The organism is Mesorhizobium sp. B283B1A, from assembly GCF_020165735.1.
GTDB lineage: Bacteria > Pseudomonadota > Alphaproteobacteria > Rhizobiales > Rhizobiaceae > Mesorhizobium > Mesorhizobium opportunistum.
Genome location: NZ_JAIUIQ010000035.1, coordinates 26,294 through 49,391 on the forward strand (window position 1 = coordinate 26,294; position 23,098 = coordinate 49,391).

A 23,098-nucleotide genomic window follows, 5' to 3' on the forward strand; every position below is an offset into this window, starting at 1 on the left:
TCCCGCGGCTGTAACCTCAGGTGGTACGGGCGACTTCGCCAAGCCAAGGTCCGGGCGGCCGCCCGGACCTTGGCTCAATCGCTCTAATCCCACGAAATCTCTCTCGTGTAGATACAAGGGGGGTGCTGGTCCGCCGACATCTTCCAACCCTCAATGCTTGATCCGGTCCCGCATCGCGTACCACAGCATGCCCAGCACATAGAGTGGCCCGCGCAGCGCGGTACCGCAGGGGAACGGCATCGGGGTCAGTGTCGAGAACAAATCGAGCCGTGATGCATCGCCGGTGATCGCTTCGGCCAAAAGCTTGCCCGACAACGTCGACAGGATGACGCCCTTGCCGGAATAGCCGTGCGCGAAATAGACCTCGCCATAATGCCCGACATGCGGCAGTCGCGATGTGGTCACCGACACCAGCCCGCCCCAGGCATGATCGATGCGGCAGCCCTTGAGCTGCGGGAAGGTGGCTTCCATGTGCGGCCGCACGAAGCCGGCAATATCGGCCGGCGGCGATGGCGTATAGCGCTCGCCGCCGCCGAACAGCAGCCGGCCGTCCGCCGACATGCGGTAATAGTTGACGACGAAGCGCGTGTCGGACACCGCGACATTGGCCGGGATGACATTGCGCTCGCCTGCCAATGGCTCGGTGGCGACGATGTAGTTTCCGACCGGCATGATGCGGCTGTTGACGCGCGGTTCCAGTCCATTGAGCAGCGCATCGCCCGCCAGCACGACATGCTTGGCCCGCACCGACCCCTTCGATGTCGAGACCCGGATCGAAGGTTCGCGCTCCAGCTTCACCGCCACCGAATTCTCATGGATGACGACGCCGGCGGCCACGGCTGCGCGGGCAAGGCCGAGCGTGTAGTTCAGCGGATGCATGTGGCCGCCAAGCGGCTCGTACATCGCGCCATGGTAAGGCGTGTCGACCTTGGCCCGGGCCTCCGCAGCCGACAGGATCTCGACATCGCTAAACTTCATCACGCTTTCGAGGCACTTGGCTTCTTCTTCCAGATCCCTGAGATCGGAGCCGTTGACGGCGCCGACCAGATGGCCGGTCAGCCTGAGATCGCAGTCGATGGCATGGCGCTCGATGATGTCGAGCACCAGGCCCCGCGCCTCGAAGGCGAGATCGAACAGTACTTTCGCCCGCTCAGCCCCGTAGAGCTTGACCAGCCCCTTGGCACCCTTGCGCAGGCCCGGGATCATCTGGCCGCCATTGCGGCCCGATGCGCCCCAGCCGATCTTGCCGCCTTCGAGCAGCACCACCTTCAGGCCGCGCTCGGCGGCGTGAAGGGCCGCCGACAGGCCCGTGCAGCCGCCGCCAACGACCACCAGATCGGCTTCGACATCGCCGACCAGAGCCGGATGGTCCGGCGCCGGATTCGCGGTGGCGACATAATAGGATTGGCCGATATCGAGGCCGGAATTGAAACCCGTTGAAGATGCCATGATCACACCTTCAGCAGCAGGTGGTCGCGTTCCCAGCTCGTCACCACGCCCTGGAACAGGTCGAGCTCGACACTCTTGACGCGCAGATAGGTCTGGAAGAAATCCTCGCCGAGCAGCTTCCGCACCGGCTCACAGGCCTCGAAACGATCCAGCGCCTCCTCCATGGTCTTCGGCAGGGTACTTTTGATCTTGTAGGCATTGCCCGACGCTTCGGCCGAGCGCGCCAGTTTCTGTTCGATGCCGAGATAGCCGGCAAGCAGCGAACCGGCGATCGCAAGATAGGGATTGGAATCGGCACCCGGCAAGCGGTTCTCCACCCGCCGCGCCGCGCGCCCACCGGCCGGCACGCGCAGGCCGCAGGAGCGGTTGTCGTGCGACCACTCGATGTTGGCCGGCGCACTGTGGTTCGGCCGGATGCGGCGAAACGAATTCACGTTGGGCGCGAACAGCGGCATGATCTCCGGCACGTATCTCTGCAGGCCGCCGATGAAATGGCCGAACATCTCGGTGTCGGCATCGTCATTGCCGGCAAACAGCGTGTTGCCGGCATCGTCGATGACCGACATGTGCAGATGCATCGAGCTGCCCGCCTGCGCCGCGATCGGCTTGGCCATGAAGGTGGCGTGCATGCCGCATTGCTGCGCCGCCTGGCGCGTCAGCCGCTTGAACAAAAGCACCTTGTCGGCCAACGGCAGTGCGTCGCCATGCAGGAAGTTGATCTCCAGCTGTGCCGTGCCCGATTCATGGATCAGCGTGTCGAGCGGCAGTCCGGCGGCCGCCGCATAATCGTAGATGCGGCGGATCACCGGCTCGAACTCCTCGAGCGCGGCCATGTCATAGGGATGCTGCACGCCCTCGGCGCGGCCATTGCTGCCGATCGGGGCGGTCAGCGGCTTGTCCGGATCGGGGTTGGGCGCGGTGAGATAGAATTCAAGCTCCGGCGCCACCACCGCGCGCCAGCCGCGCTGGCGGTAGAGGTCGAGAACGGCGCGCAGCACATGGCGCGGCGAGGCCATCCATGGCCTGCCGTCCATGTGGAAGGCATCGGCGAAAACATAGGCTTTCCCCGCGGCCGCACCCGGCGCCAGGCTGAGCGTCGAGACGTCGGGCACCATGCGCATGTCCGGGTCCGAATAGGCAAAACCTTCGTCGATCGAGCCGGAATAGCGGCCGTCGATGCTGACCAGGAAGGCGCTGCTCGGCAGATAGAGAGCTCGGTCTTCCAACGCCTTGAGGAACTTCGCAGTCGGCAGGGCCTTGCCGCGCAAAACGCCGTTCATGTCAGGCACCAGGCATTCGACCTCATTGATGCCGTGCTGGGCCAGCCAGGCCTTGGGATCGTTGGTCGCGGTATTCGCGTTCTTGTCAGGCATTTCGTTCATGTCCGTATCAGGGAGAGTATGGCTTGCGCGGCCACGTCCGTTCCGGGTTTCAGGGCCATCTGGGCTGCATTTCCCTTCAGGCGGGCGCGCATGGCGTCATCGGCCAGCAGGCCGAGAATGGCTTTCTCCAATACTCCTTCGGTCCAGCCGTCACGGCCGATATGGTCGCCGGTGCCGGTCTCCTCGGCGCGGCGTGCATTGTCGTGTCCGTCCCAGCAATAGGGCATGATCAGCGACGGCACGCCGAAGCGCAGCGCCTCGCAAAAGCTGTTGTTGCCGCCGTGGTGGATGAACAGGTCGGACTTCGCCACCACCGAGGGCTGCGGAAACCAGGCGTCGAGATAGACATTGTCCGGCACCGCGCGATAGGCGTCGCGCAGGCCGCCGACATTGACGATGAAGCGCGCCGGCAGCCTGTCGAAGACGGCGAGCATGCGCTCGATCAGGCCTACATCCATGGCGCCGAGGCTGCCGAAGCTGACATAGACCAGCGGCCCCTTGTTGCGCGGGAACACCGGCACCTCGAATGGCCCTTCCGAACGCACGCAACCTTCGAGATAGACGAAGCGCTCCGGATCGAGCGGCGCGGCGCGCTCGCGGCGCACGATTGCCGGCGTCAACAGCAGATTGAGGTCGGGCGACGTCTCCAGGAACAGGCCTTTCGGCAGCGGGGCCAGGCCGGCATCCACGCGAAAACGGTTGAACCGGTCATGCGCCGGCGCCGAGGCGGTGAGGTAGCGAGCCTCGAACGCCGCGCGTTGCGGGTCATCGGCACCCATTCCCGAGAGGTAGGGCGGCACTTCAGCGTCCGGCAGTTCCGTCTCGGCGCAGGAGACGACACGCACCCATGGACAACCGGCGGCGGCGATGGCCGGGAACATGATGACATTGTCGAGCACGATCGCATCCGGTTTCAGCCGCCCCAGCAATTGGCGCAAAGGCGCCTCGGCATTGACAGCGGTGTCGACGATCGCCTGCCATGTCGGCGCGACATAGGTTTCGAGCTGGTCGATCGGGCTCAGCCGGAAATGTGGCAGGTGCCGGCGCACGAAGGCCTGCCAGTAGCTCTGGCGCTCGCTGTCGCTCAGCGGCTCGTCGGTCGGCAGTTGGTATTCCTGGAAACCATAGTCGGCAAAGACGCCGGAGAAGCCGGCATGGCAGATGAAGACGGGCCGGGCACCCTTGGCGCGCAACGCCTGCGCGATACCGACGCAATTCAATGCCGCGCCGAAGCTTGCTTCGGGAAACAGCGCGATGGTCGGGCTGGCTTTACGCGTCAATTAGTCCTCGTCATTCCGGCCGGCTGATCATGCCGAACAGCGCGGGCGCCCCGCGGCTGGCCGCTTGCGGTCGCTGGTTGCGGGAAAGCCGCAGGTGAATGCGAAGCAGATCGGCAGCCACCTCATACTGCCGGCTTTCGAGATGGTCGAGTATGTTCAAATGTTCCAGCAACGATTGCCGCAGCCTGAACACGTTGACGCCGGCATAGATGCCGGGCAGCCGACGCAGCCTGAGATGATCGGACAGTGCATCGGCGACGAAGCGGTTGGCGCTGCCCTCGGCGATCATGCCATGGAAATCGATGTCCAGCCGCTGGAACTCGCGCGTATCGAACGTGGCATCCGGCAGCGTCGACAGCGCGTCCATGCCCTGGCGTAACGCCGCCGCCCGCGCGCCATCCAGCCGGAAGCCGGGCGTCAGGATCGCCGCGGGCTCCAGCAGCAAGCGGAACTCGTAGCTTTCGCCTTGCGCCTCCGGATCATCAGGCGTGCGGCGGAAAAGCCAGGACTGGCCCGGCGCACGGTCGAGCAGATTCTCTTCCGTCAGTCTGTTAAGCGATTTTAGTACCGTCTTGCGCTCGGCACTGTACCGCCGCATCAGCCCGGCGACGGTCACTGTCTGGTCCAGCCTGCGCGCCGACCGGTCGCGCAGGATCGCTTCGGCGAGCTCGTCTTCCTCGGTAATGGGCAGTTCGGCCGATATGGCCGGCTGCGCGGCGAGGTCTACGGCCAGATGATAGCCTGTATCCGCCTCCCAGCGCACGACACCCCGCTCCGCGAGCAGGCTGAGCGCCGCCCTTACCGGCGTGCGCGAGACATTGCATAGCGAAGCGATCTGCTGCTCCGGCAGGCGGGCGCCCGGCCCAAAGCCGCGCTGGCGCGCCACATCCAGGATGCGCTGCGCCAGGTCGAGATGGTTGGTGCGAGGTCGTCGGGCTGCGGCTTGCATGACAGTTCTCGGTGGGCGGACGTGACTTGCATGATTTGACCGATCGGCTTCCCGGACGCAATCGGCTGGATTGCTCGGTCGCCTAGATTTCTCGATCACTTGTCAAATTATGGATTGACGTACTTTTTTCTGCAATAGTACTGTGAGGACAATCGGCAGGAAAAAGACCGAGGGAACAGGATCGGAGCCGCGGCATGGGTCGCGCCGGGTCCAGCACAGAATTCGACGATCAACCCGAATGTGAGTCTGCCATGACCGCTACCAGCCCGCGGCGCCGTGCGCTCAAGGTCTCTTCAATCGCTCTCGGCCTCGCCATGGCGCTGTCGGCGCCGGCTGTCGCCGCCGACCTCGTCATTTCCAACTGGGACGGCTACATGGCGCCCGATGCCATGGCCGCCTTCAAGACCGCGACCGGCGTTTCCGGCGAAGTGGTGGTGCACGCCACCAATGAAGAAATCATGGGCAAGCTCATCGCCGCCGGCGGCAAGGGCTATGACGTGGTCTTCGTCTCCTCGCCCTTCGCCGAAGTGCTGAACAAGCTTGGCCTGACCGAGCCGATGGACCACGCCAAGATCCCGAACCTCGCGAACCTCTACCCGGAAGCGACAAAGCTGCCGCACGATGTCGGCAACACTTTCTCCGTGCCTTACACCTGGGGCACGACGGGCCTTTGCTACCGCTCGGACCTGATGAAGGTGGCGCCGACGAGCTGGAGCGACCTGTTGGCGCCCTCCGACGAGTTGAAGGGCAAGACCACCATGCTGGCGACTGATCGCTGGCTGCTCGCCGCCGGCCAGCTCGACAAGGGGTTTTCCGTCAACGAGACCGACCCGGCCAAGATGGCCGAGGTCAAGGACCTCTTGATCTCGGCCAAGAAGACCCTGCTCGCCTATGACGACACCACCTTCTATTCCAAGCTGGTGTCCGGCGAGGCCTTGATGGTGCAGGCCTGGGACGGCTGGTGCAACTACGGCATCGCCGACAAGCCCGAGATCAAATACGTCATTCCCAAGGAAGGTTCGGATCTCTGGGTCGACACGATGGTGGTGATGAAGGCTTCCGCCAACAAGGACGCCGCCTTCCAGTTCATCAACTTCATGCTCGATGCCAAGAACCACGCCTGGGCGGCGCAGAACATCGACTACAAGGTGCCGAACAAGCCGGCGATGGAGAGCCTGCCGGCCGACTTCCTGGCAAAGTTCCCCAACATGGCGATGCCGGTGGCCGACCTCGTCAAGTTCGAGCAGCTGCGCGACGTCGGCGAAGCCCAGCGCGACTATTCCAAGATCGTCAGCGAGATCAAGGCCGCGCAGTAGGCGTTAGTCTTGAATTAAGCGTGCGTTCCGTGGCGCCCCCCTCTGGCCTGCCGGCCATCTCCCCCTCAAGGGGGGAGATCAGCAGTTCTGATGTTCCGCTCGCCCTTAAGCATTGGAGATTGACGAAGGCGATGCCACAGCCAATCTCCCCCCTTGAGGGGGAGATGCCCGGCAGGGCAGAGGGGGGCGCTTCGTGAAACACTTCCCCTCCCGCAGCGCCCTGCTGATGGCCCCGGCGCTGGTCTGGTTGACCGCGCTGATGGTGGTTCCCTGCGCGCTGGTGCTGGCGCTCGCCTTCTTCCGGCGCGGCATCTATGGCGGCATAGACTACACTTTCACGCTGGAGAATTTCGGGCTGGTCTTCGACCCGCTCTATGCCGGCATCTTCCTGAAATCGGCGCGCATCGCCGGCACAGCGACGCTCATCGCGGTGGTGATCGGCTATGCCGCCGCCTACGCGATCGCGGCCGCGCCGCGCCGGTGGCAGCCAGTGTTCCTGTTCTTCGCCGTGCTGCCATTCTGGTCCAACTACCTGATCCGCACCTATGCCTGGATCGTCCTGCTCAACCGCGAGGGGCTGATCACGCAACTCTTGCGCTGGTTCGGCTACACCGGCGAGCCGCCATCGATGCTCTACACGGAAGGCGCCGTCATCGCCGGCCTTGTCTACAACTATTTGCCCTTCGTCATTCTCGCCTGCTACGCACCTTTGTCGCGCCTCAACCCCGAACTCGCCGAAGCCTCGCGCGATCTTGGCGCTTCCGCCGTCACCACATTCCGCCGTGTCATCTTGCCGCTGACAGTGCCCGGCATTGCCGCCGGCGCGGTCTTCGTCTTCGTGCTGTCGATCGGCAATTTCGTCACCCCGGCCCTGCTCGGCGGCGGCCGCTTCCAGATGATCGGCAACCTCGTCTACGACCAGTTCCTGACCGCCAATGACTGGCCCTTCGGTGCCGCACTCGCCATGGCGCTGATCGCCATCATGCTTCTCGTGCTGATGGCGCAGGCGCTCGCCGCCGACCGCGCCTCGGGGCGTGCGGCTGAGGCGAAAGGCAATTCCGATGGCTGAGCGCGGCGCAATCCTTGCCTTCTCCCCGTTTAGGGGGAGAAGGTGCCCCGAAGGGGCGGATGAGGGGCGGCGCCTGTCTTTGCCATGCTCAGCGCTGCCCCTCATCTGCCTGCCGGCATCTTCTCCCCGTGAACGGGGAGAAGGACGCAGCTCGTTCACTCGGCTCCAAGCAACCGGAGGTTCGAGATGAATCGATCCTTTACCCGCACTCTCAGCATGCGGACGGTCCTCGTTCTCGTCTTCGCCTTCCTCTACATCCCGATCGCCGTTCTGGTGGCGCTGTCCTTCAACGAAGGCGGGCTGCCGACGGCATGGTCCGGCTTTTCGCTGAAATGGTATGTCTCGCTAGCCCACAACTCCGCGATCCTGTCCGCCGCGCTCAACACGTTGATCGTGGCGCTGGTCTCGACAGCCATCGCCACCTTGCTCGGCACGCTGCTGGCGATCGGCGTCGAGATGCGCCGGCAGTACGGCAAGGGGCTCGAAGCGCTGATCTTCGCGCCGATGATCATTCCCGACATCGTGCTGGCGATCGCGCTGCTGTCATTCTTCTCGATGCTCAATTTGACCATGGGCCTGCACACCATCATCCTTGCCCATGTCGTCTTCAACCTCGCCTTCGTCTGCTCCGTCGTGCGCGCAAGGCTGAAGAGCTTCGACTGGTCGATCGTCGAAGCCTCCGCCGACCTCGGCGCCTCCGCGCTCACCACGTTCCGGCGGGTGACCTTGCCGGTCATTCTGCCGGCGGTGATCGCCGGCGCGCTGCTCGCCTTCACGCTGTCGGTCGACGAGTTCATCATCGCCTTCTTCACCGCCGGAGCCGGCCGTGCCTCGACCACGCTGCCGATGCAGATCTACGCCATGATCCGCTTCGGCATCACGCCGGAGATCAACGCGCTGGCGACCATCGTCATGGCGGTCTCGATCACCGCGCTCACCCTGTCGCAGCGGCTCAACCGTGGGATTATCGGCCAATGAGCGAACCGCGCACGCTGCTGGCCATCGACCATGTGTCGAAGAATTTCGGCCGCGTCACCGCCGTCGATGGCATCTCGCTCGATATCCGCGAGAATGAGTTCTTCGCGCTGCTCGGGCCCTCCGGCTGCGGCAAGACCACGCTGCTACGCATGCTGGCCGGCTTCGAGACGCCCAATGACGGCCGTATCCTGCTCGACGGCCGCGACATTGCCCGGATGCCGCCGAACAAGCGGCCCGTCAACCTGATGTTCCAGTCCTACGCGCTGTTCCCGCATATGAGTGTTCGGGCCAATGTCTCCTATGGCCTGGAGATGGAGCGTTTGCCGGCTGGAGAAATACGCTCCCGCGTCGACGCCATCCTGGCGACCACCGAACTCGTCCCCTTCGCCGACCGCAAGCCGGAGCAATTGTCCGGCGGCCAGAAGCAGCGCGTCGCGCTCGCCCGTGCCCTGGTCAAGCGGCCAAGGCTGCTGCTGCTCGACGAGCCGCTCGGCGCGCTCGACAAGAAGCTGCGCGGCGCCATGCAATTGGAATTGAAGCGCCTGCAGCACGAGGTCGGCATCACTTTCGTCATCGTCACCCACGACCAGGAGGAATCGCTTGTCATGGCCGACCGCATGGCGGTGCTGAAGGACGGCAAGCTGCTGCAATGCGACACGCCGCATACGATCTACGAGCATCCGGCGGATCGCTTCGTCGCCGATTTCATCGGCGTGATGAATTTCGTGCCGGGCAAGGCCGCCGCCGACGGCGTGATGGCCGCGAATGGTTCGCGCATCGCCGGCAAACTTCCGGCAGCGCTTTCGACCGGTGCATCGGCGGTGGCCTCGGTGCGGCCCGAACGCATCCGACTGTTCCCGTCAGCAGACACCGCCAACCGCACCACCGGAACGGTCGAGGCGCTGGCCTATCAAGGGCTCGACTTGCAGCTGCATGTCCGCACGCCGCTGTCGTCCAAACCGTTCCTGGTGCGTGTCACCGCAGACGCCGCCGATCGCCGGCCGGTTTCGTCAGGCGACCAGGTCGAACTCGGCTGGGACGCCGCCGACGTCAGAATTTTTGCAGAATAACAGGAGAAGCCTGATGGCGCAGAAGACGATCGCGTTTTTTCCAGAAGCCGCCTACGGCCCGGCGCTCAATTCCGTCGGCATCGCGCAAGCCGTCGAGGCGCGCGGCCACAGAGCCGTGTTCCTGTCCGATCCCGGCTTCGTCGACGTCTACAAGGGCTACGGCTTCGAGGCGCATCCGGTGAACCTGTCCGAGCCGATGCCGCCAGAGCAGATGGCGAAATTCTGGGAGGATTTCATCAACGGCCACATCCCGAATTTCCGCAAATCGCCCTACGACCAGGTCGACAATTACGTCAAGGATTGCTGGACCGCGATCGTCGACAGCGCCAAATGGGCGCAGAAGGACCTGCCGCGCGTCCTGGCTGAGATCAAGCCTGATGTCATCTGCGTCGACAACGTCATCCTGTTCCCGGCGATTAAGCAGTACGGCAGGCCGTGGGTGCGGGTCATCTCCTGTTCGGAAAACGAGATCGAGGACGAGGACATCCCGCCCCATCTCTCAGGCTGCGGCGAGAACGACCATGCCGGACACCAGCGCTACCGCGATCATTTCAACGCGGTGATCAAGCCGATCCATGACGACTTCAACGCCTTCCTCACCGCCAACAACGAGGCGCCCTATCCGATCGGCCAGTTCTTCGAGGCCTCGCCCCATCTGAACCTGCTGCTTTATCCCGAGGCGGCCAAGTTCAGGCGCCGCCATCCGCTCGACCCGGTGAAATTCCAGTATCTCGAAGGCTGCGTGCGCCAGGAGAAGCCCTATACGGTGCCGACCTTCGCGAAGAACAATGACGGGCCGCTGCTCTACGTCTCCTTCGGCAGCCTCGGCGCCGGCGATGTCGAGCTGTTGAAGCGCATCATCGCGACGCTGGGCAACACACGCTACCGCGCGCTGGTCAATGTCGGCGGTTACAAGGACCAGTATACGGACCTCCCCGGCAACATCATCGTCGACAGTTGGTTCCCGCAGCCTTCGGTCATCCCGCAGGTCGATGCCGTCATCCACCATGGCGGCAACAACTCGTTCACCGAGTGCCTCTATTTCGGCAGACCGGCGATCATCATGCCTTATGTCTGGGACGGCCACGACAACGCCACCCGCGTCGAGGAAACCCGCCACGGCTTCGGCATGCCGCGCTACGACTGGACCGATGCCGAGCTGGTCGCCAAGATCGAGGCTTGCCTGACCGATCCGGCCATGAAAGCGAAGCTGGCGAAGACATCCACGCAGATGCACGCGCAGAACGGGCCGGAGAAGGCGGCGGGTTTGCTGGAGGCGCTGCTGTGATCGAGATGATTGATATGCCGAGCCAAGGCGCCCCCCTCTGGCCTGCCGGCCATCTCCCCCTCAAGGGGGGAGATCGGCTGTCACCATTGGTTTCGCCAATCACGAAGGTCGTAAGGAATGCGCCGCCGCAGAAACTGCCAATCTCCCCCCTTGAGGGGGAGATGTCCGGCAGGACAGAGGGGGGCCTCGTAGAGCGGCAACGGATCGCGTTTGATCATGGAGCACAGCCATGACCTCTTCCGCCCCGCACCTCCACCAAGCCTCCACCCGCACCGACCTCGTCGACTGGGGCATTCAGTCGGATGCGCTGGAAGGTGCTTCCCATTCCACCGGCAAACTCCTGCACAAGGGCCCCAACAACCAGCCGGAATCCGGCATCTGGGTGTGCACGCCTGGCCGCTGGCGGCTCTCGATCCCGCGCGATGAATTGTGCCATTTCGTCATCGGCCACGCGACCTACCGCTCGGATGTCGGCGAAATGATAGAAGTCTCGGCCGGGACCGTGGTCATGTTCCCCGCCGGCTGGACGGGCGAATGCACGGTGCATGAGACCATGCGCAACGTCTACATGCTGGCGTGAAAGCATGATCCCGAAAAGTGGGAACCGGTTTTCGGACAAGATCATGCTCAAGCAAGAATCCGCTGCACAGGAGCAAGACATGCCGACACCGCATTGGCCGAAGGCCTCGACCGTGGAACTGGAGGATTGGGGCGCGGGCGCCAACACGCTCGCTGGCGCGCCGCGCGCATCGGGCAGGATCCTGTCGCAAAAGCCGGACGGTTCGAGCGAATGCGGCTTGTGGTCCTGCACGCCGGGCACCCGCAAGGTGACGTTTGCGTCGGACGAGTTCTGCCACTTCCTGTCGGGGCACGGCAGCTATGTCCATGATAATGGCGAACAGATTCCGGTCGAGGCCGGCACGCTGGTGTTCTTTCCCGCCGGCTGGACCGGCATTTCCATCATCACCCAAACGTTGACCAAGGCTTTCATGTGCCGCTGAGCACTCTTTCGAGGACATCCCTGTGACCACGCCAATCATGCAATCGCCGCTCGCCGTCACCGACCTCGTCGACTGGGGCGTCATCCCGACCATGATCGAGGGGCAATCCCACACCTCGGGCAAGCTGCTCTACAAAGGGCCGGAAGGCCGCTCCGAATGCGGTCTATGGGTCTGCACACCCGGCAAATGGCACTGCCATGTGACCCGCGACGAATTCTGCCACTTCCTCGAAGGAAGCTGCACCTATGTGCATGAATCCGGCGAGGTCATCGAGATCGAGCCGGACACGGCGGCCTTCTTCCCGCAGGACTGGAAGGGCGTCTGCACCGTCCATAAGACGATCAAGAAGGTCTACATGATCCGCTGATCGGATCCGAGAGGATGTCCATGAACTTCTCCCCTGACCGGCCGGCCTTCTTCGTCAATCCGGACTACCGGCCGATGGCTGGCGCGTCAAAACCGGTGATCGACCCGGCGACGCTGGAAACCGCAGGCGCGATCACGGCGGCCAGCGACGGCGAGATCGACGCGGTGCTCACCGCCGCGACCAAGGCGCAGGCCGCCTGGAAGAAGCTCGACGCCAAGAGCAGGGCCAAGCACCTGCACGCCGTCGCCAATGCCATCGAGGCGGCCGACTTCACGCGTTGCGCCGAGCTGATGGTGCGCGAGATGGGCAAGCCCTATCCGGAAGCCATCGGCGAGATCGCCAATTGCGCGCCGATCTTCCGCTACTATGCCGAGATGGCGCGCGACGATGCCGGCAAGATCGCCGGCACAACGCAGGCTGGTTCGTTCCAGTATGCGCGCTACGAACCTTACGGCGTGTCCGTCCACATCATGCCCTACAATTTCCCGATCCTGCTGATGTGCTGGACAGTGGCGGCTTCGCTCGCCGCCGGCAACGCCTGCATCATCAAGCCGGCCGAGGCGACGACGCTGTCGACGCTGGACTACATGACCGTGTTCCGCGCGCTGCCCGAAGGTCTGGTCTCCTGCCTGCCCGGCGGAGCGGCCACGGCGCAGGCGCTGATTGCCTCCGACCGCACCCATGCCGTTGCCTTCACCGGCTCGGTCGCCGCCGGCAAGGCCGTCGCGGTCGCCTGCGCCGAGCGCATGAAGCCTTGTGTCATCGAGGCGGGCGGCAGTGACCCGCTGATCATCAGCGAACACGCCCCGCTGGAGGTCGCGGCGGCCGGCAGCGTCACTGCGGCCTTCCACCTCACCGGCCAGGTCTGCACCTCGGCAGAGCGCTTCTTCGTCGTCGACGCCGTTCACGATCGCTTCGTCGCGCTTTTCGCCGAACGGACGCGCGCGCTGCGCATGGGCAACGGCATGGACAAGACCGAGATCGGCCCGCTGGTCAGCGAAGCGGCGCGCGCCAAGGTCATGCGGCTGGTCGACGATGCCATCAGCAACGGCGCCATTGCAGTCACCGGCGGTCGCATCCCGCCGGCGCACAACACCGGCTGGTTCTACGAGCCGACGATCCTCACCGGCGTCACCCCGGACATGGCGATCGTGCGCGAGGAATGTTTTGGCCCGGTCGCCGCGATCTGCCGCGTGAAAAATTTCGACGAGGCGATACGGCTTGCCAATGACAGCCCGTTCGGGCTTGGCGCTTCCGTCTTCACCACCGACCTCGCCGAGGCGCATGAGGCCGCGGAACGGCTCGAGGCCGGCATGGTCTGGGTCAACAACCCTCTGATCGACAATGACGCCCTGCCCTTCGGCGGCTGGAAGGCTTCCGGCCTCGGCCGCGAGCTCGGACGCCAGGGGCTCGATGCCTTCCGCCGCTCCAAGATGGTCATCATCGACCACAAGCCGGTGATCCAGGAATGGTGGTATCCCTACCCCGACAGTTGGTTCCGCGAGGCTGGCGGCCGCAAGCACGTGTGAAGCTACGGCGTGGCAAGGGCGCGCCAGGCCCATTTACGCTTCGGTCGCTTCGACCAATACCCGTGAGACCAGGGCAGTCGTGCGGACGAAATCGCTCATCGACCGCCGTGTGATCAGCCCGTCGCGCCGGCCTCCCAGGAGCCGGTCTCAGCCATCGCTTTAAGCCGCGGGGCCGGCTTGAACACATCCTTGCCGGTCCGCTGGTGCCAATGCTCGAGCCGCTCGACGATCCTGGCCGGCCCTTCGAGGCCCGCCCAGAACATCGGGCCGCCCTTGCCGATTGGAAAACCGTAGCCATTGACCCAGACGACATCGATGTCGGATGCACGGGCAGCTATGTCTTCCTCAAGAATCTTCGCGCCCTCGTTGACCAACGGATAGAGCGTGCGCTCGATGATTTCGTCCGCACCGATCGCGCGCGGTTCGATGCGGCGCTCGGCCGCCTTGTCGCGGATCAGCGCCTCCACCTCGGGATCGGGAATGCCTGACCGCGCGCCGGCCTCATAGAGATAGAAGCCTCGGCCGGTCTTCTGGCCGAAGCGTCCTTGCTCGCACAGCGTGTCGGCGATGACGGCCGTCTGGCCGCGCGCCTTGCGGTTGCGCCAGCCAATGTCGAGGCCGGCGAGATCGCCCATCTGGAACGGCCCCATCGGCCAGCCGAAATCGGTGAAGGCCTTGTCGATCTGGCTGGGTGTCGCACCCTCCAGGAGAAGCGCTTCCGACTCCGAACCCCGTGCCGCCAGCATGCGGTTGCCGACGAAGCCGTGGCAGACGCCGACCACGACGGCCACCTTGCCGATCCGCCGCGCCAGGTCGACGACGGTCGCCAGCACATCCGGCGCGGTCTTGTCGGCGCGCACGATCTCCAGCAGTTTCATGACATTGGCCGGCGAGAAGAAATGCAGGCCGACCACGTCCTGCGGCCGCGAGACCGAGGCGGCGATTTCGTTGATGTCGAGATAGGAGGTGTTGGTGGCAAGGATCGCACCCGGCCTGGCCACCGCATCGAGCTTGCCGAACACCTCCTTCTTCACCGCCATGTCCTCGAACACCGCCTCGACGATCAGGTCGCAGTCTGCGAGATCGGCATAGTCTGTGGAGCCCTTGAACTGGGCGAGCCGCTGACGCTTGGTGTCCTCGGTGAGGGAACCGCGCGAAACGGAGACGGCATAGTTCTTCTCGATCGTACCCAGCCCGCGTTGCAGCGCTTCCTCGCTGGTCTCCAGCAAGGTGACCGAAAAACCGCCATTGGCGAAGGCCATGGCGATGCCGCCGCCCATCGTGCCGGCGCCGATGACGCCGACACGCGCGATCCTGCGCTTGACGATGTCCTTGCCGGGAACCTTTGCCGCCTCACGTTCGGCGAAGAATAGGTGCCGCTGCGCCCGCGACTGATCGCTGGCGACCAGTCCAGCGAACAGCGCCCGTTCCGCCGCCAGCGCTTCGTCGAAAGGCAGCGTGACGGCATTGCGCACCGCTTGCGCGCAGGCGATCGGCGCCTCGAGGCCCCGCGCCTTCTTGGCAAGATCCGCCGCTTCGGCATCGAAGGCCGCCAGATCGGTTTCCTTGAGGCGGTCATCGCGATCACGCACCGGCGTGAAGGGACCACCCTTGCGGGCCAACTCCCTGGCAAAGTTCACCGCGTGTGTGGGCAGATCGCCTTCGAAAACGGCATCGACGAGACCGGCTCCATGCGCCTCCTCCGCGCCGATCGGCGTGCCCGAGACGATCATCTTCAATGCCTTCACCGGGCCGACCAGGCGCGGCAGCCGCACTGTGCCACCGCCACCCGGCAAGAGGCCTAGCTTCACTTCGGGAAGGCCAAGCCTGGCGTGCGCATCGGCCACACGGAAATGGCAGCCGAGCGCCAGTTCCAGGCCGCCGCCGAGCGCGGTGCCGTGGATGGCGGCAACGGTCGGCTTGGCGATGGTTTCCAGCATGGCGACGATAGCGCGCAACTCCGGCGGCTGCATCGGCTTGCCGAACTCCGTGATGTCGGCGCCGGCGACGAACGTCCGGCCGGCGCAGGCGATGACGATTGCCGCGACCGAAGCATCGTCGCGCAGGGCAACCAGCGCCTGCATCAGCGGTTCGCGGACGTGAAAACTCAGCGCGTTGACCGGTGGATTGTCGATGGTGACGATGGCGACATCATTGTCCCTGGTGACGCTGACAAAACTGGACAAGCTGAACCTCCCGAGACCGGCTGCGATCGGGAGGGTTTACTAGGCCGCGCCGCGAATGGGAACCGCGCGTCGCACTGGCACAATGCTTGTCCGGAAGGGCTGTAGCGCGGCGAAGGCGCAAAATACTACCGAACCGCCCTCTCCCCACCCGCCGCCGTGATCACGCCAACGATAATCAGCCCCGTCAGCAGCAGCCGCACGCCGGCACTGACCCCAAAGGTGTTGAGCATGGTCAGCAGAAGTACCAAAAACAGCGCCGCGCCCCAGACGCCCGGCACATTGGCCTTGCCGCCGGCGACCGACGTGCCGCCGATGACGACGACGGCAATCGAGGCCAGCAGATATTCATTGCCGATATCGACATTGGCGCCGCGGAAATAGCCGGCGAGCAGCGCGCCGTCGATGCCGCCGAGCGCGCCCGACAGCGTGTAGGTGAGGAAGCGGATGCGGCCGACATTGACGCCGGCGAGCCAGGCGGCGCGGATGTTCTGGCCGATCGCCAGCACCGAGCGGCCATAGATCATGCGCTGCAACGCGATGGCCGCCCCGATGGTGAACAGCACGGTGAGGATCGCCAGCACCGGAACGCCCAGGATCTGCCAGTTGGCGAAATTGGCGAAGCCCGGCGGCGGCTTGATCTGCAGCCCGCGCCCATAGCTGATGTCGATCGACTGGATGATGAAGCTCGCCGACAGCGTGGCGATGATCGGCGGGATGCGCAGCGCCCAAATCAGCAGATAGTTGGCCGCGCCGATCGCCGCCCCGCAGGCGAGCGCCGCAAGCAGGCCGACCACGATCATGGAATCGCTGCCGCCCATCACCTTCATGGCGACCGCGCTGGCAAGACCGATATTGGCCGGCAGCGACAGGTCGACATTGCCCGGGCCGAGGGTGATGACGAACATCTGGCCGACACCGACGATGACCGTGAACACGGCGAGCGACAGCGCCGCCGTGACCATGCCGCCACCGCCATAGCCGCCGGTGAAGGCGATCGTCGCCAGCCACACCACGAGCGCGCCGACGAACGACCAGATCCAGGGTTTGCCGGCCAGCGATTTCACCAATGCCATCGCTTACCTCTCCCTGCGGCTGATCAGCACCCGCGCCGCCAGCACGATGATCAGGATGGCGCCGTTGGCGGCCACCTGCCAGTCGGGCGGAATGTGCATGAAGGTGAGCAGCGGCGAAGCGGCCAGCGCCAGCGTCAGCGCGCCGATCACCGCGCCGATCGGCGACACCCGGCCGCCGACGAACTCGCCGCCGCCGAGGATGACGCCGGCGATCGCCAGCAGCGTGTAGCCATTGCCGATATTGGCATCGGCCGAGGTGGTGATGCCGATCAGCGCCATGCCGGACAGCACGCCGAACAGGCCGGCCAGCGCGAACAGCACGATCTTGGTCTTGAGCAGCGACCAGCCGGCGCGCTTGAGCGCAGCCGGATTGCCGCCGGAGCCGCGCAGGATCACGCCATAGGAGGTCCGCATCAGGCCGAAATGGACGATGAGCCCGATCAGCAGTGCCGCGATGATCGGAAACGGCACGAAGGGCGGCTTGAAGGACATGATCGCCAGCAGCCAGTCCGGCGCCTTGCCGCCCGGCTTGGGCAGCACGAGAATGGCCAGCCCCTGCCAGACGAAGCTCATGCCGAGCGTCACCACGATCGACGGCAAATTGCGCAGATGGATCAGCGCCCCGAGCAGCGCATAGATGCCGATCGAGCCGAGCAGTATGGCGACGCCGATCAGCGGAGCATCCTTCAGCCAGGTCGCGGTGACGCAGCCGACGAAACCGACGAAGGTGCCGATCGACAGGTCGAGCTCGTTGCCCGCGATGACGAACATCTGCGCGATCGTCGCCAGCGCGATCGGGATCGCCAGGTTCAGCATCAGGCTGAAGCCGAAATAGCTGATGGCGCGCGGGTTGAGCCAGGCGATGGCGATGAGCACCAGCGCCAGCGACAGCGCCGGCAGCAACCCGCGCAGCAGGCGCGCGCGTGCCGCGCTGCCGCGCGCCGCGGACGCCTTGAGACCGTTTTCGAGTGTCGCCGCCGTCATCTCAGGCCGCATCGCCGAAGGAGGACTGGATGATCTTCTCTTCGGTCAGCTCGTCGCGGCGCAGATTGGCGACAATGCGGCCGTTCTTAAAGACGTAGATGTGGTCGCAATTGTCGAGCTCTTCGGTTTCGGTCGTATACCAGAGGAAAGTGCGGCCGCGGCCGGCCTCTTCGCGCACGAGGTCGTAGACTTCGAGCTTGGTGCCGATGTCGACGCCGCGCATCGGGTCGTCCATCAGCACGATTTGCGCATCCGAGCCGAGGGCGCGGGCAAACAGCGCCTTCTGCTGGTTGCCGCCCGACAGCGAAAAGATGTTGTTGTTCATGTCCGGCGTGCGAATGCCGATCTTCTTTTGCCAGGACCGCGCCAGTTCGGCCTCGCGTTGCGGCGAAATCAAAAGCCCGTTGCGCAGGCGTGCAAGCGAACCGATGCCGATATTCTCAGCAATCGACCATTGCGGAAAAATGCCGTCCGACTGGCGGTCGCCGGCCACCAGCGCCACCGGCGCCGTCACTTCGATGCCCTTCCTGGCGCGTGAGGCCGCACTGAAGATCGACAGCAGCAGGTCGGTCTGCCCGTGTCCGGCCAGCCCGGCAAGGCCGATGATTTCGCCGGCACGGGCGACAAGGTCGGTGCCGTCCTTCTGCGCGGCGGGCCGCGCCTGCACCCGCAGCGGACTGGCTTCGGGCTTTGCGGCAGCGGCTTGCGCCGCGATCTTCTGGCGCGCCTCCGCCCCGCCCATCACCGTCACAAGCCGATCGCGATCGAAGGCATCTGCCGCGTCCGACGCCACCACCTTGCCGTCGCGCATCACCACGATGCGGTCGCCATTGCGCAGCACCTCGCCCAGAACATGCGAGATCAGGATGCAGCTTTTGCCGCTGGCCACGAAACGGCGCACGAAGGCGAGCAGCTGGCCGGCCGTATGCGCGTCGAGCGAGGATGTCGGTTCGTCGAGGATGACGAGGTCGAGCCGGTCTTGCGTGACCGTGAAGGCACGGGCGACCTCGACCATCTGGCGCCGGCCGATCGACAGGTCGGCAACGATATCCGATGCCGAAATGCTGTGGCCGGGAAAAATCTCGTCGAGCTTGGCCGAGATCAGCTCGGCCGCCTTGCGCCGCCAGCCGAAGCCGGTGAGCGAAGCGTGGTTGATGCGCGTGTTTTCGGCGACGCTGAGATTGGGGCACAGCGACAGTTCCTGGAACACGCAGCGTATGCCGAGCTGTTGCGCGCGCGACACCGAGTAATTGTCCTCGACGGCGCCATGCACGCCGATCTTGCCGCTGTCGGGCGTCAACGTGCCCGCCACCATGTGCATGAGCGTCGATTTGCCGGCGCCATTGTGGCCGACCAGGCCGACGCACTCGCCGGGCCCGACATGGAAATCCACCCCGCCCAGCGCGCGAACGGCGCCGAATTGTTTTTCGGCGCCGTTCAGTCTGATGATGTCGGCGTTCCCTTCAGGCATGCTCAACAATATCCGCTCGCCAGTATGGACACCAACCCCGCATTCACTTGATGTTGGCTTTGATGGCCGCGATGGCTTCTTCCTGCGTGTATTCGTGGGTGGCGACGCCGCCCTCCTTGATCTTCGGCAGGGCTGCCTCGAAATCGTCCTGGGTGAAGGCCAGATATGGCACCAGGAGATCGTGCGGAATATCCTTGCGGCCGTCGAGCACCTGCTGCGCCACCCAGAAAGCGAGCGTCGACACACCTGGCGCGATCGAGGCCGACCAGGTCTGGTAGCCGTCCTTCTCCTTCTGTTCCTTCCACCACTTCAGCTCGTCCTGCCGGTTGCCCATGATGATGGTCGGGCGCGGCTTGTTGGCGGCGGCGAAGGCCTGTGCGGCGCCATAGCCGTCACCGCCCTGGTCGACGATGCCGACGACGTCTGGCAACGACGGCAGGATGGTCGCCACCGCCTTCTGCGCAGTGGTCTGGTCCCAGTCGCCGGTCACCGAACCGACGATCTTGAACTCGGGATGAGCGGCGACGCCTTCGAGGATGCCGGCATGGATGGCATCGTCGATCGAGGTGCCGGCCAGGCCGCGGATTTCCAGAAGGTTCCCGCCCTTGGGCTGGAACTTGGCCATCTGCTCGACTTCCTGCTTGCCCATGTCCTTGAAGTCGACGACGACGCGGTAGGCGCAAGGCTCGGTGACGATGCCGTCGAAGGAGACGACGACGATGCCGGCGTCGCAGGCTTGCTTGATGGCGCCGTTGAGCGCGTCGGGCGAAGCCGCGTTGATGACGATGGCATCATAGCCCTGCAGGATCAGGTTCTGCACCTGGGCTGCCTGCGTCGGCACTTCCTTGTCGGCGGTGGTGAAGATGTCGGCCGCGCCGACGACCTTGTCGTCGACCGCCTTCTTGGTGACGATGCCATAGCTGTCGAGCATCGCCTGCCGCCATGAATTGCCGGCGTAATTATTGGAGAATGCGATCTTCTTGCCGCTGGTGTCGGCTAGCGCCGTGCCGGCGGTGAGCACCGCTGCGAGCGTGCCGAGGACAAATAGCTTCTTCATGTCATACTCCTCCCGAGAGTTGCTGGTCCTGAGGGCTGTTGGTGACTATCGCGCTTGCGTACCTGTTTTTTATCTATTGTCAGACAAAAGTGCAGAAGGCCGGCGGGCTGTCAACTGCAATCAGCGGGGCGTGCCGATCAACTTGCGGTGCAATGATTGAAATGGCTCCGGGTCCTGTCTAGGGAGTGGGTCAGGAGACCGAAACAGAATGCCAGTGACGCCAAAAATTGCCCAGGGCGCCCCGGGAATTCCGGCGCGCTGGACGTCAAGCGCCAAGAGTGGCGTCGGCACTTCGCTTTCGCCGGCCGGCCAGATCTGGTTCACCATCAGCCACGGCATCCTCAACGAAATCTACTATCCGCGGCTCGACAGCGCCTGCACCCGCGACCTCGGCCTGCTCGTCACCGGTCCCGACGGCTACTTCTCGGAAGAAAAGCGCGATGCCGCGCACGCCATCGAGCCGTTCGAGGACAGCGTGCCGGCCTACAGGCTGGTCAACACCGCCACCGATGGCGCCTACCGCATCGAAAAGCGCATCCTTGCCGACCCGGCGCGCCCCGCACTGCTGCAGGAAATCACCTTCACGCCGCTCAAGGGCACGCCCGGCGACTACCGCGTCTACGCCTTGCTGGCGCCGCATCTGGTCAATGCTGGCATGGGCAACACCGCCTGGATCGGCGAGCACAAGGGAAATCCGGTGCTGCTCGCGTCGGGACGCGGCTCTTGCCTGGCGCTGGCCTCGTCACTGCCCTGGCGAGACTGTTCAGCCGGCTATGTCGGATTCTCAGACGGCTGGCAGCAACTGAACCATGCCGGCAAGCTCGATCCGGCCTACCAGCGCGCCGAGAACGGCAATGTCGCGCTGACCGGCGAGATCGGCTTTACATTGGCCAAGACAAAGGCCGTGCTGGCGCTGGGTTTTGGCGCGACGCCGGATGAGGCCGCGGAAAACGCCTTCGCCAGCCTCAAGCGAGGTTTTGAGCCGGCAGCAAAGTCCTACGTCCAGAACTGGCGCAAATGGCAGGCCGGGCTGCTGCCTCTGGACCGGCGAGCGGCGTCCGGGGTCAACAGCTATCGAACCAGCACCGCTGTCCTGGCGACGCACCGCTCGATTGCGGCGCCGGGCGCGGCGGTCGCCAGCCTGTCCATCCCCTGGGGCTTCAACAAGGGTGACGACGACCTCGGCGGCTACCACCTGGTCTGGCCGCGCGACCTTGTCGAGACGGCGGGCGGCTTTCTCGCAGCCGGCGATGCCGCCTCGGCGCTGCAGATCCTCGACTATCTCGCCTCCATCCAGCAGCCGGACGGTCATTGGCCGCAGAACGCCTGGCTCGACGGATCCGCCTATTGGCCCGGCATCCAGATGGACGAATGCGCCTTTCCGCTGCTGCTGGCCGATGCCTTGCACCGCGCCGGGCACCTGCCACGTACCAGACTCGCCACCTTCCAGCCGATGATCGAGCGCGCCGCAACCTATGTCGTGCGCAACGGACCCGTCACCGGCGAGGACCGCTGGGAAGAAGACGCCGGCTACAGCCCGTTCACGCTGGCCGTCGAGATCGCCGCATTGCTTGCCGCCGCCGACCTGCTCGACGCCTGCGGCAAGGCGGACGCGGCAATTTATCTGCGCGAGACCGCGGACGTCTGGAACGACCAGGTCGAGCGCTGGACCTATGTCACCGCCACGGCCACCTGCGACGTGGCCGGCGTCGACGGCTACTATGTCCGCATCTCGCCGCCCGACAGCGCCGAGGCCGGCTCGCCGAAGGATGGCTTTGTCCCGATCAAGAACCGGCCACCTGGCGACACCGATCGGCCGGCGCAAGAGATCGTCAGCCCGGATGCGCTGGCGCTGGTCCGCTTTGGCCTCCGGGCCGCCGACGATCCGCGCATCGTCGACACCGTCAATGTCATCGACGCGCAATTGCGCTGCGCATTGCCGCAAGGGCCGCTCTGGTACCGCTACAATGGCGACGGCTATGGCGAGCACGAAGATGGCTCGCCCTTCGATGGCACCGGCCAGGGCCGGCCATGGCCTTTGCTCGCCGGCGAGCGCGCTCACTACGAACTGGCGGCGGGCCGCAAGGACAAGGCCGCCGGCCTGCTCGACACGCTGGAACGATCCGCCGGAACGGGCGGCCTGTTGCCGGAACAGGTCTGGGACGGCCCCGACATGCCCGAGCGCGAACTGCTGCGCGGCAGGCCATCGGGCAGCGCCATGCCGCTGGTCTGGGCCCATTCGGAGCACATCAAGCTGTTGCGCTCGCTGCGCGACGGCGCGGTCTTCGACATGCCGCCGCAAGGCGTGAAGCGCTACATCGAGGACAGGACCGTATCGCCGTTCAGGACATGGCGCTTCAACAACAAGATCCGTACGCTGCCTGGGAGCAAGACGTTGCGTGTCGAGCTGCTGGCTCCGGCCACGGTCCATTGGAGCGTCGACAACTGGACGACCGCCCAGGACAGCAAGACCGAAGAGAATGCTTTCGGCATCCACCTTGTCGATCTGCCCGTCGCCCTGCCCAGCGGAAGCACGCTGACCTTCACTTTTTTCTGGCCCGGGACCGGCGATTGGGAGAATGTCGACTTCTCCGTCACATCAGGCGAGCAGGATAGCCGCTAAAATCCTTCCTCGACAAACCCTAAATC

Annotated in this window: 19 protein-coding genes; 10 read left to right on the plus strand and 9 right to left on the minus strand. The window is 64.8% G+C overall.

What is annotated here, in order from left to right:
- Window positions 1–150: 150 nt before the first annotated feature.
- From LB577_RS24860 to LB577_RS24875, 4 genes are read right to left on the minus strand one after another with little or no spacing between them, the layout of a single operon-like run.
- Entirely contained in the window at window positions 151–1,449 is a 1,299-nt protein-coding gene (locus LB577_RS24860; RefSeq protein ID WP_224689316.1) for an NAD(P)/FAD-dependent oxidoreductase, read from the minus strand.
- 2 nt (window positions 1,450–1,451) lie between these two features.
- Window positions 1,452–2,822: a glutamine synthetase family protein gene (locus tag LB577_RS24865; protein ID WP_224689317.1), complete on the minus strand. Its 1,371-nt coding sequence runs from the start codon at window positions 2,820–2,822 to the stop codon at window positions 1,452–1,454.
- Window positions 2,823–2,827: 5 nt separating this feature from the next.
- Entirely contained in the window at window positions 2,828–4,111 is a 1,284-nt protein-coding gene (locus LB577_RS24870; protein ID WP_224689318.1) for a nucleotide disphospho-sugar-binding domain-containing protein, read from the minus strand.
- Between the two features lie 10 nt (window positions 4,112–4,121).
- Entirely contained in the window at window positions 4,122–5,060 is a 939-nt protein-coding gene (locus tag LB577_RS24875; RefSeq protein WP_224689319.1) for a GntR family transcriptional regulator, read from the minus strand.
- A gap of 251 nt (window positions 5,061–5,311) precedes the next feature.
- Between LB577_RS24875 and LB577_RS24880 the strand changes: the two genes are divergently transcribed.
- The 9 genes from LB577_RS24880 (at window position 5,312) to LB577_RS24920 (ending at window position 13,678) form a co-directional block, all read left to right on the plus strand.
- Window positions 5,312–6,376 carry a spermidine/putrescine ABC transporter substrate-binding protein gene (locus LB577_RS24880; RefSeq protein WP_224689320.1) on the plus strand — a complete coding sequence of 355 codons (1,065 nt, stop codon included), beginning with the start codon at window positions 5,312–5,314 and terminating at the stop codon, window positions 6,374–6,376.
- A 226-nt stretch (window positions 6,377–6,602) separates the two neighbouring features.
- Window positions 6,603–7,445, plus strand: a complete 843-nt coding sequence (locus LB577_RS24885) for an ABC transporter permease (protein WP_224689351.1) — start codon at window positions 6,603–6,605, stop codon at window positions 7,443–7,445.
- A 186-nt stretch (window positions 7,446–7,631) separates the two neighbouring features.
- Window positions 7,632–8,423: an ABC transporter permease gene (locus LB577_RS24890; RefSeq protein ID WP_224689321.1), complete on the plus strand. Its 792-nt coding sequence runs from the start codon at window positions 7,632–7,634 to the stop codon at window positions 8,421–8,423.
- Window positions 8,420–9,493 (plus strand): ABC transporter ATP-binding protein, encoded by a 1,074-nt coding sequence (locus tag LB577_RS24895; protein ID WP_224689322.1) that lies wholly within the window; start codon window positions 8,420–8,422, stop codon window positions 9,491–9,493. Before LB577_RS24890 ends, LB577_RS24895 begins: the two co-directional genes overlap by 4 nt.
- Before the next feature lie 13 nt (window positions 9,494–9,506).
- Entirely contained in the window at window positions 9,507–10,781 is a 1,275-nt protein-coding gene (locus LB577_RS24900; protein ID WP_224689323.1) for a glycosyltransferase, read from the plus strand.
- A 229-nt stretch (window positions 10,782–11,010) separates the two neighbouring features.
- Window positions 11,011–11,361, plus strand: a complete 351-nt coding sequence (locus LB577_RS24905) for a cupin domain-containing protein (RefSeq protein ID WP_224689324.1) — start codon at window positions 11,011–11,013, stop codon at window positions 11,359–11,361.
- A gap of 79 nt (window positions 11,362–11,440) precedes the next feature.
- The gene (locus LB577_RS24910) at window positions 11,441–11,782 is read left to right on the plus strand and encodes a cupin domain-containing protein (protein ID WP_224689325.1); all 342 of its coding nucleotides are present in this window, start codon (window positions 11,441–11,443) and stop codon (window positions 11,780–11,782) included.
- A gap of 22 nt (window positions 11,783–11,804) precedes the next feature.
- Window positions 11,805–12,149 carry a cupin domain-containing protein gene (locus LB577_RS24915; protein ID WP_224689326.1) on the plus strand — a complete coding sequence of 115 codons (345 nt, stop codon included), beginning with the start codon at window positions 11,805–11,807 and terminating at the stop codon, window positions 12,147–12,149.
- A gap of 20 nt (window positions 12,150–12,169) precedes the next feature.
- The gene (locus tag LB577_RS24920; protein ID WP_224689327.1) at window positions 12,170–13,678 is read left to right on the plus strand and encodes an aldehyde dehydrogenase family protein; all 1,509 of its coding nucleotides are present in this window, start codon (window positions 12,170–12,172) and stop codon (window positions 13,676–13,678) included.
- Window positions 13,679–13,791: 113 nt separating this feature from the next.
- On the opposite strand, the gene LB577_RS24925 is transcribed toward LB577_RS24920, so the two are convergent.
- From LB577_RS24925 to LB577_RS24945, 5 genes are all read right to left on the minus strand, one after another.
- On the minus strand, window positions 13,792–15,864 hold the full coding sequence (locus LB577_RS24925; protein ID WP_224689328.1) for a 3-hydroxyacyl-CoA dehydrogenase NAD-binding domain-containing protein: 2,073 nt from the start codon (window positions 15,862–15,864) through the stop codon (window positions 13,792–13,794).
- 125 nt (window positions 15,865–15,989) lie between these two features.
- Entirely contained in the window at window positions 15,990–16,937 is a 948-nt protein-coding gene (locus LB577_RS24930) for an ABC transporter permease (RefSeq protein ID WP_224689329.1), read from the minus strand.
- Between the two features lie 3 nt (window positions 16,938–16,940).
- Window positions 16,941–17,921, minus strand: a complete 981-nt coding sequence (locus LB577_RS24935; protein ID WP_023765958.1) for an ABC transporter permease — start codon at window positions 17,919–17,921, stop codon at window positions 16,941–16,943.
- Window position 17,922: 1 nt separating this feature from the next.
- Window positions 17,923–19,392, minus strand: a complete 1,470-nt coding sequence (locus LB577_RS24940; protein WP_224689330.1) for a sugar ABC transporter ATP-binding protein — start codon at window positions 19,390–19,392, stop codon at window positions 17,923–17,925.
- Between the two features lie 43 nt (window positions 19,393–19,435).
- A complete protein-coding gene (locus tag LB577_RS24945) occupies window positions 19,436–20,449 on the minus strand; it encodes an ABC transporter substrate-binding protein (protein WP_013892327.1) in 1,014 nt (337 codons plus the stop codon).
- A gap of 208 nt (window positions 20,450–20,657) precedes the next feature.
- On the opposite strand from LB577_RS24945, the gene LB577_RS24950 reads away from it, so the two are divergent.
- Window positions 20,658–23,072, plus strand: a complete 2,415-nt coding sequence (locus LB577_RS24950) for a glucan 1,4-alpha-glucosidase (RefSeq protein ID WP_224689331.1) — start codon at window positions 20,658–20,660, stop codon at window positions 23,070–23,072.
- The last annotated feature ends 26 nt before the right edge of the window (window positions 23,073–23,098 follow it).

What these genes read in the sequence shown, in the direction of transcription:
- LB577_RS24885 (WP_224689351.1), top strand. Translation starts at nt 6,603, where the DNA reads ATGGCCCCGGCGCTGGTCTGGTTGACCGCGCTGATGGTGGTTCCCTGC.
- LB577_RS24865 (WP_224689317.1), bottom strand. Translation starts at nt 2,822, where the DNA reads ATGCCTGACAAGAACGCGAATACCGCGACCAACGATCCCAAGGCCTGG.
- LB577_RS24880 (WP_224689320.1), top strand. Translation starts at nt 5,312, where the DNA reads ATGACCGCTACCAGCCCGCGGCGCCGTGCGCTCAAGGTCTCTTCAATC.
- LB577_RS24950 (WP_224689331.1), top strand. Translation starts at nt 20,658, where the DNA reads ATGCCAGTGACGCCAAAAATTGCCCAGGGCGCCCCGGGAATTCCGGCG.
- LB577_RS24900 (WP_224689323.1), top strand. Translation starts at nt 9,507, where the DNA reads ATGGCGCAGAAGACGATCGCGTTTTTTCCAGAAGCCGCCTACGGCCCG.
- LB577_RS24910 (WP_224689325.1), top strand. Translation starts at nt 11,441, where the DNA reads ATGCCGACACCGCATTGGCCGAAGGCCTCGACCGTGGAACTGGAGGAT.
- LB577_RS24920 (WP_224689327.1), top strand. Translation starts at nt 12,170, where the DNA reads ATGAACTTCTCCCCTGACCGGCCGGCCTTCTTCGTCAATCCGGACTAC.
- LB577_RS24940 (WP_224689330.1), bottom strand. Translation starts at nt 19,392, where the DNA reads ATGCCTGAAGGGAACGCCGACATCATCAGACTGAACGGCGCCGAAAAA.
- LB577_RS24890 (WP_224689321.1), top strand. Translation starts at nt 7,632, where the DNA reads ATGAATCGATCCTTTACCCGCACTCTCAGCATGCGGACGGTCCTCGTT.
- LB577_RS24895 (WP_224689322.1), top strand. Translation starts at nt 8,420, where the DNA reads ATGAGCGAACCGCGCACGCTGCTGGCCATCGACCATGTGTCGAAGAAT.
- LB577_RS24935 (WP_023765958.1), bottom strand. Translation starts at nt 17,921, where the DNA reads ATGACGGCGGCGACACTCGAAAACGGTCTCAAGGCGTCCGCGGCGCGC.
- LB577_RS24930 (WP_224689329.1), bottom strand. Translation starts at nt 16,937, where the DNA reads ATGGCATTGGTGAAATCGCTGGCCGGCAAACCCTGGATCTGGTCGTTC.
- LB577_RS24945 (WP_013892327.1), bottom strand. Translation starts at nt 20,449, where the DNA reads ATGAAGAAGCTATTTGTCCTCGGCACGCTCGCAGCGGTGCTCACCGCC.
- LB577_RS24875 (WP_224689319.1), bottom strand. Translation starts at nt 5,060, where the DNA reads ATGCAAGCCGCAGCCCGACGACCTCGCACCAACCATCTCGACCTGGCG.
- LB577_RS24905 (WP_224689324.1), top strand. Translation starts at nt 11,011, where the DNA reads ATGACCTCTTCCGCCCCGCACCTCCACCAAGCCTCCACCCGCACCGAC.
- LB577_RS24860 (WP_224689316.1), bottom strand. Translation starts at nt 1,449, where the DNA reads ATGGCATCTTCAACGGGTTTCAATTCCGGCCTCGATATCGGCCAATCC.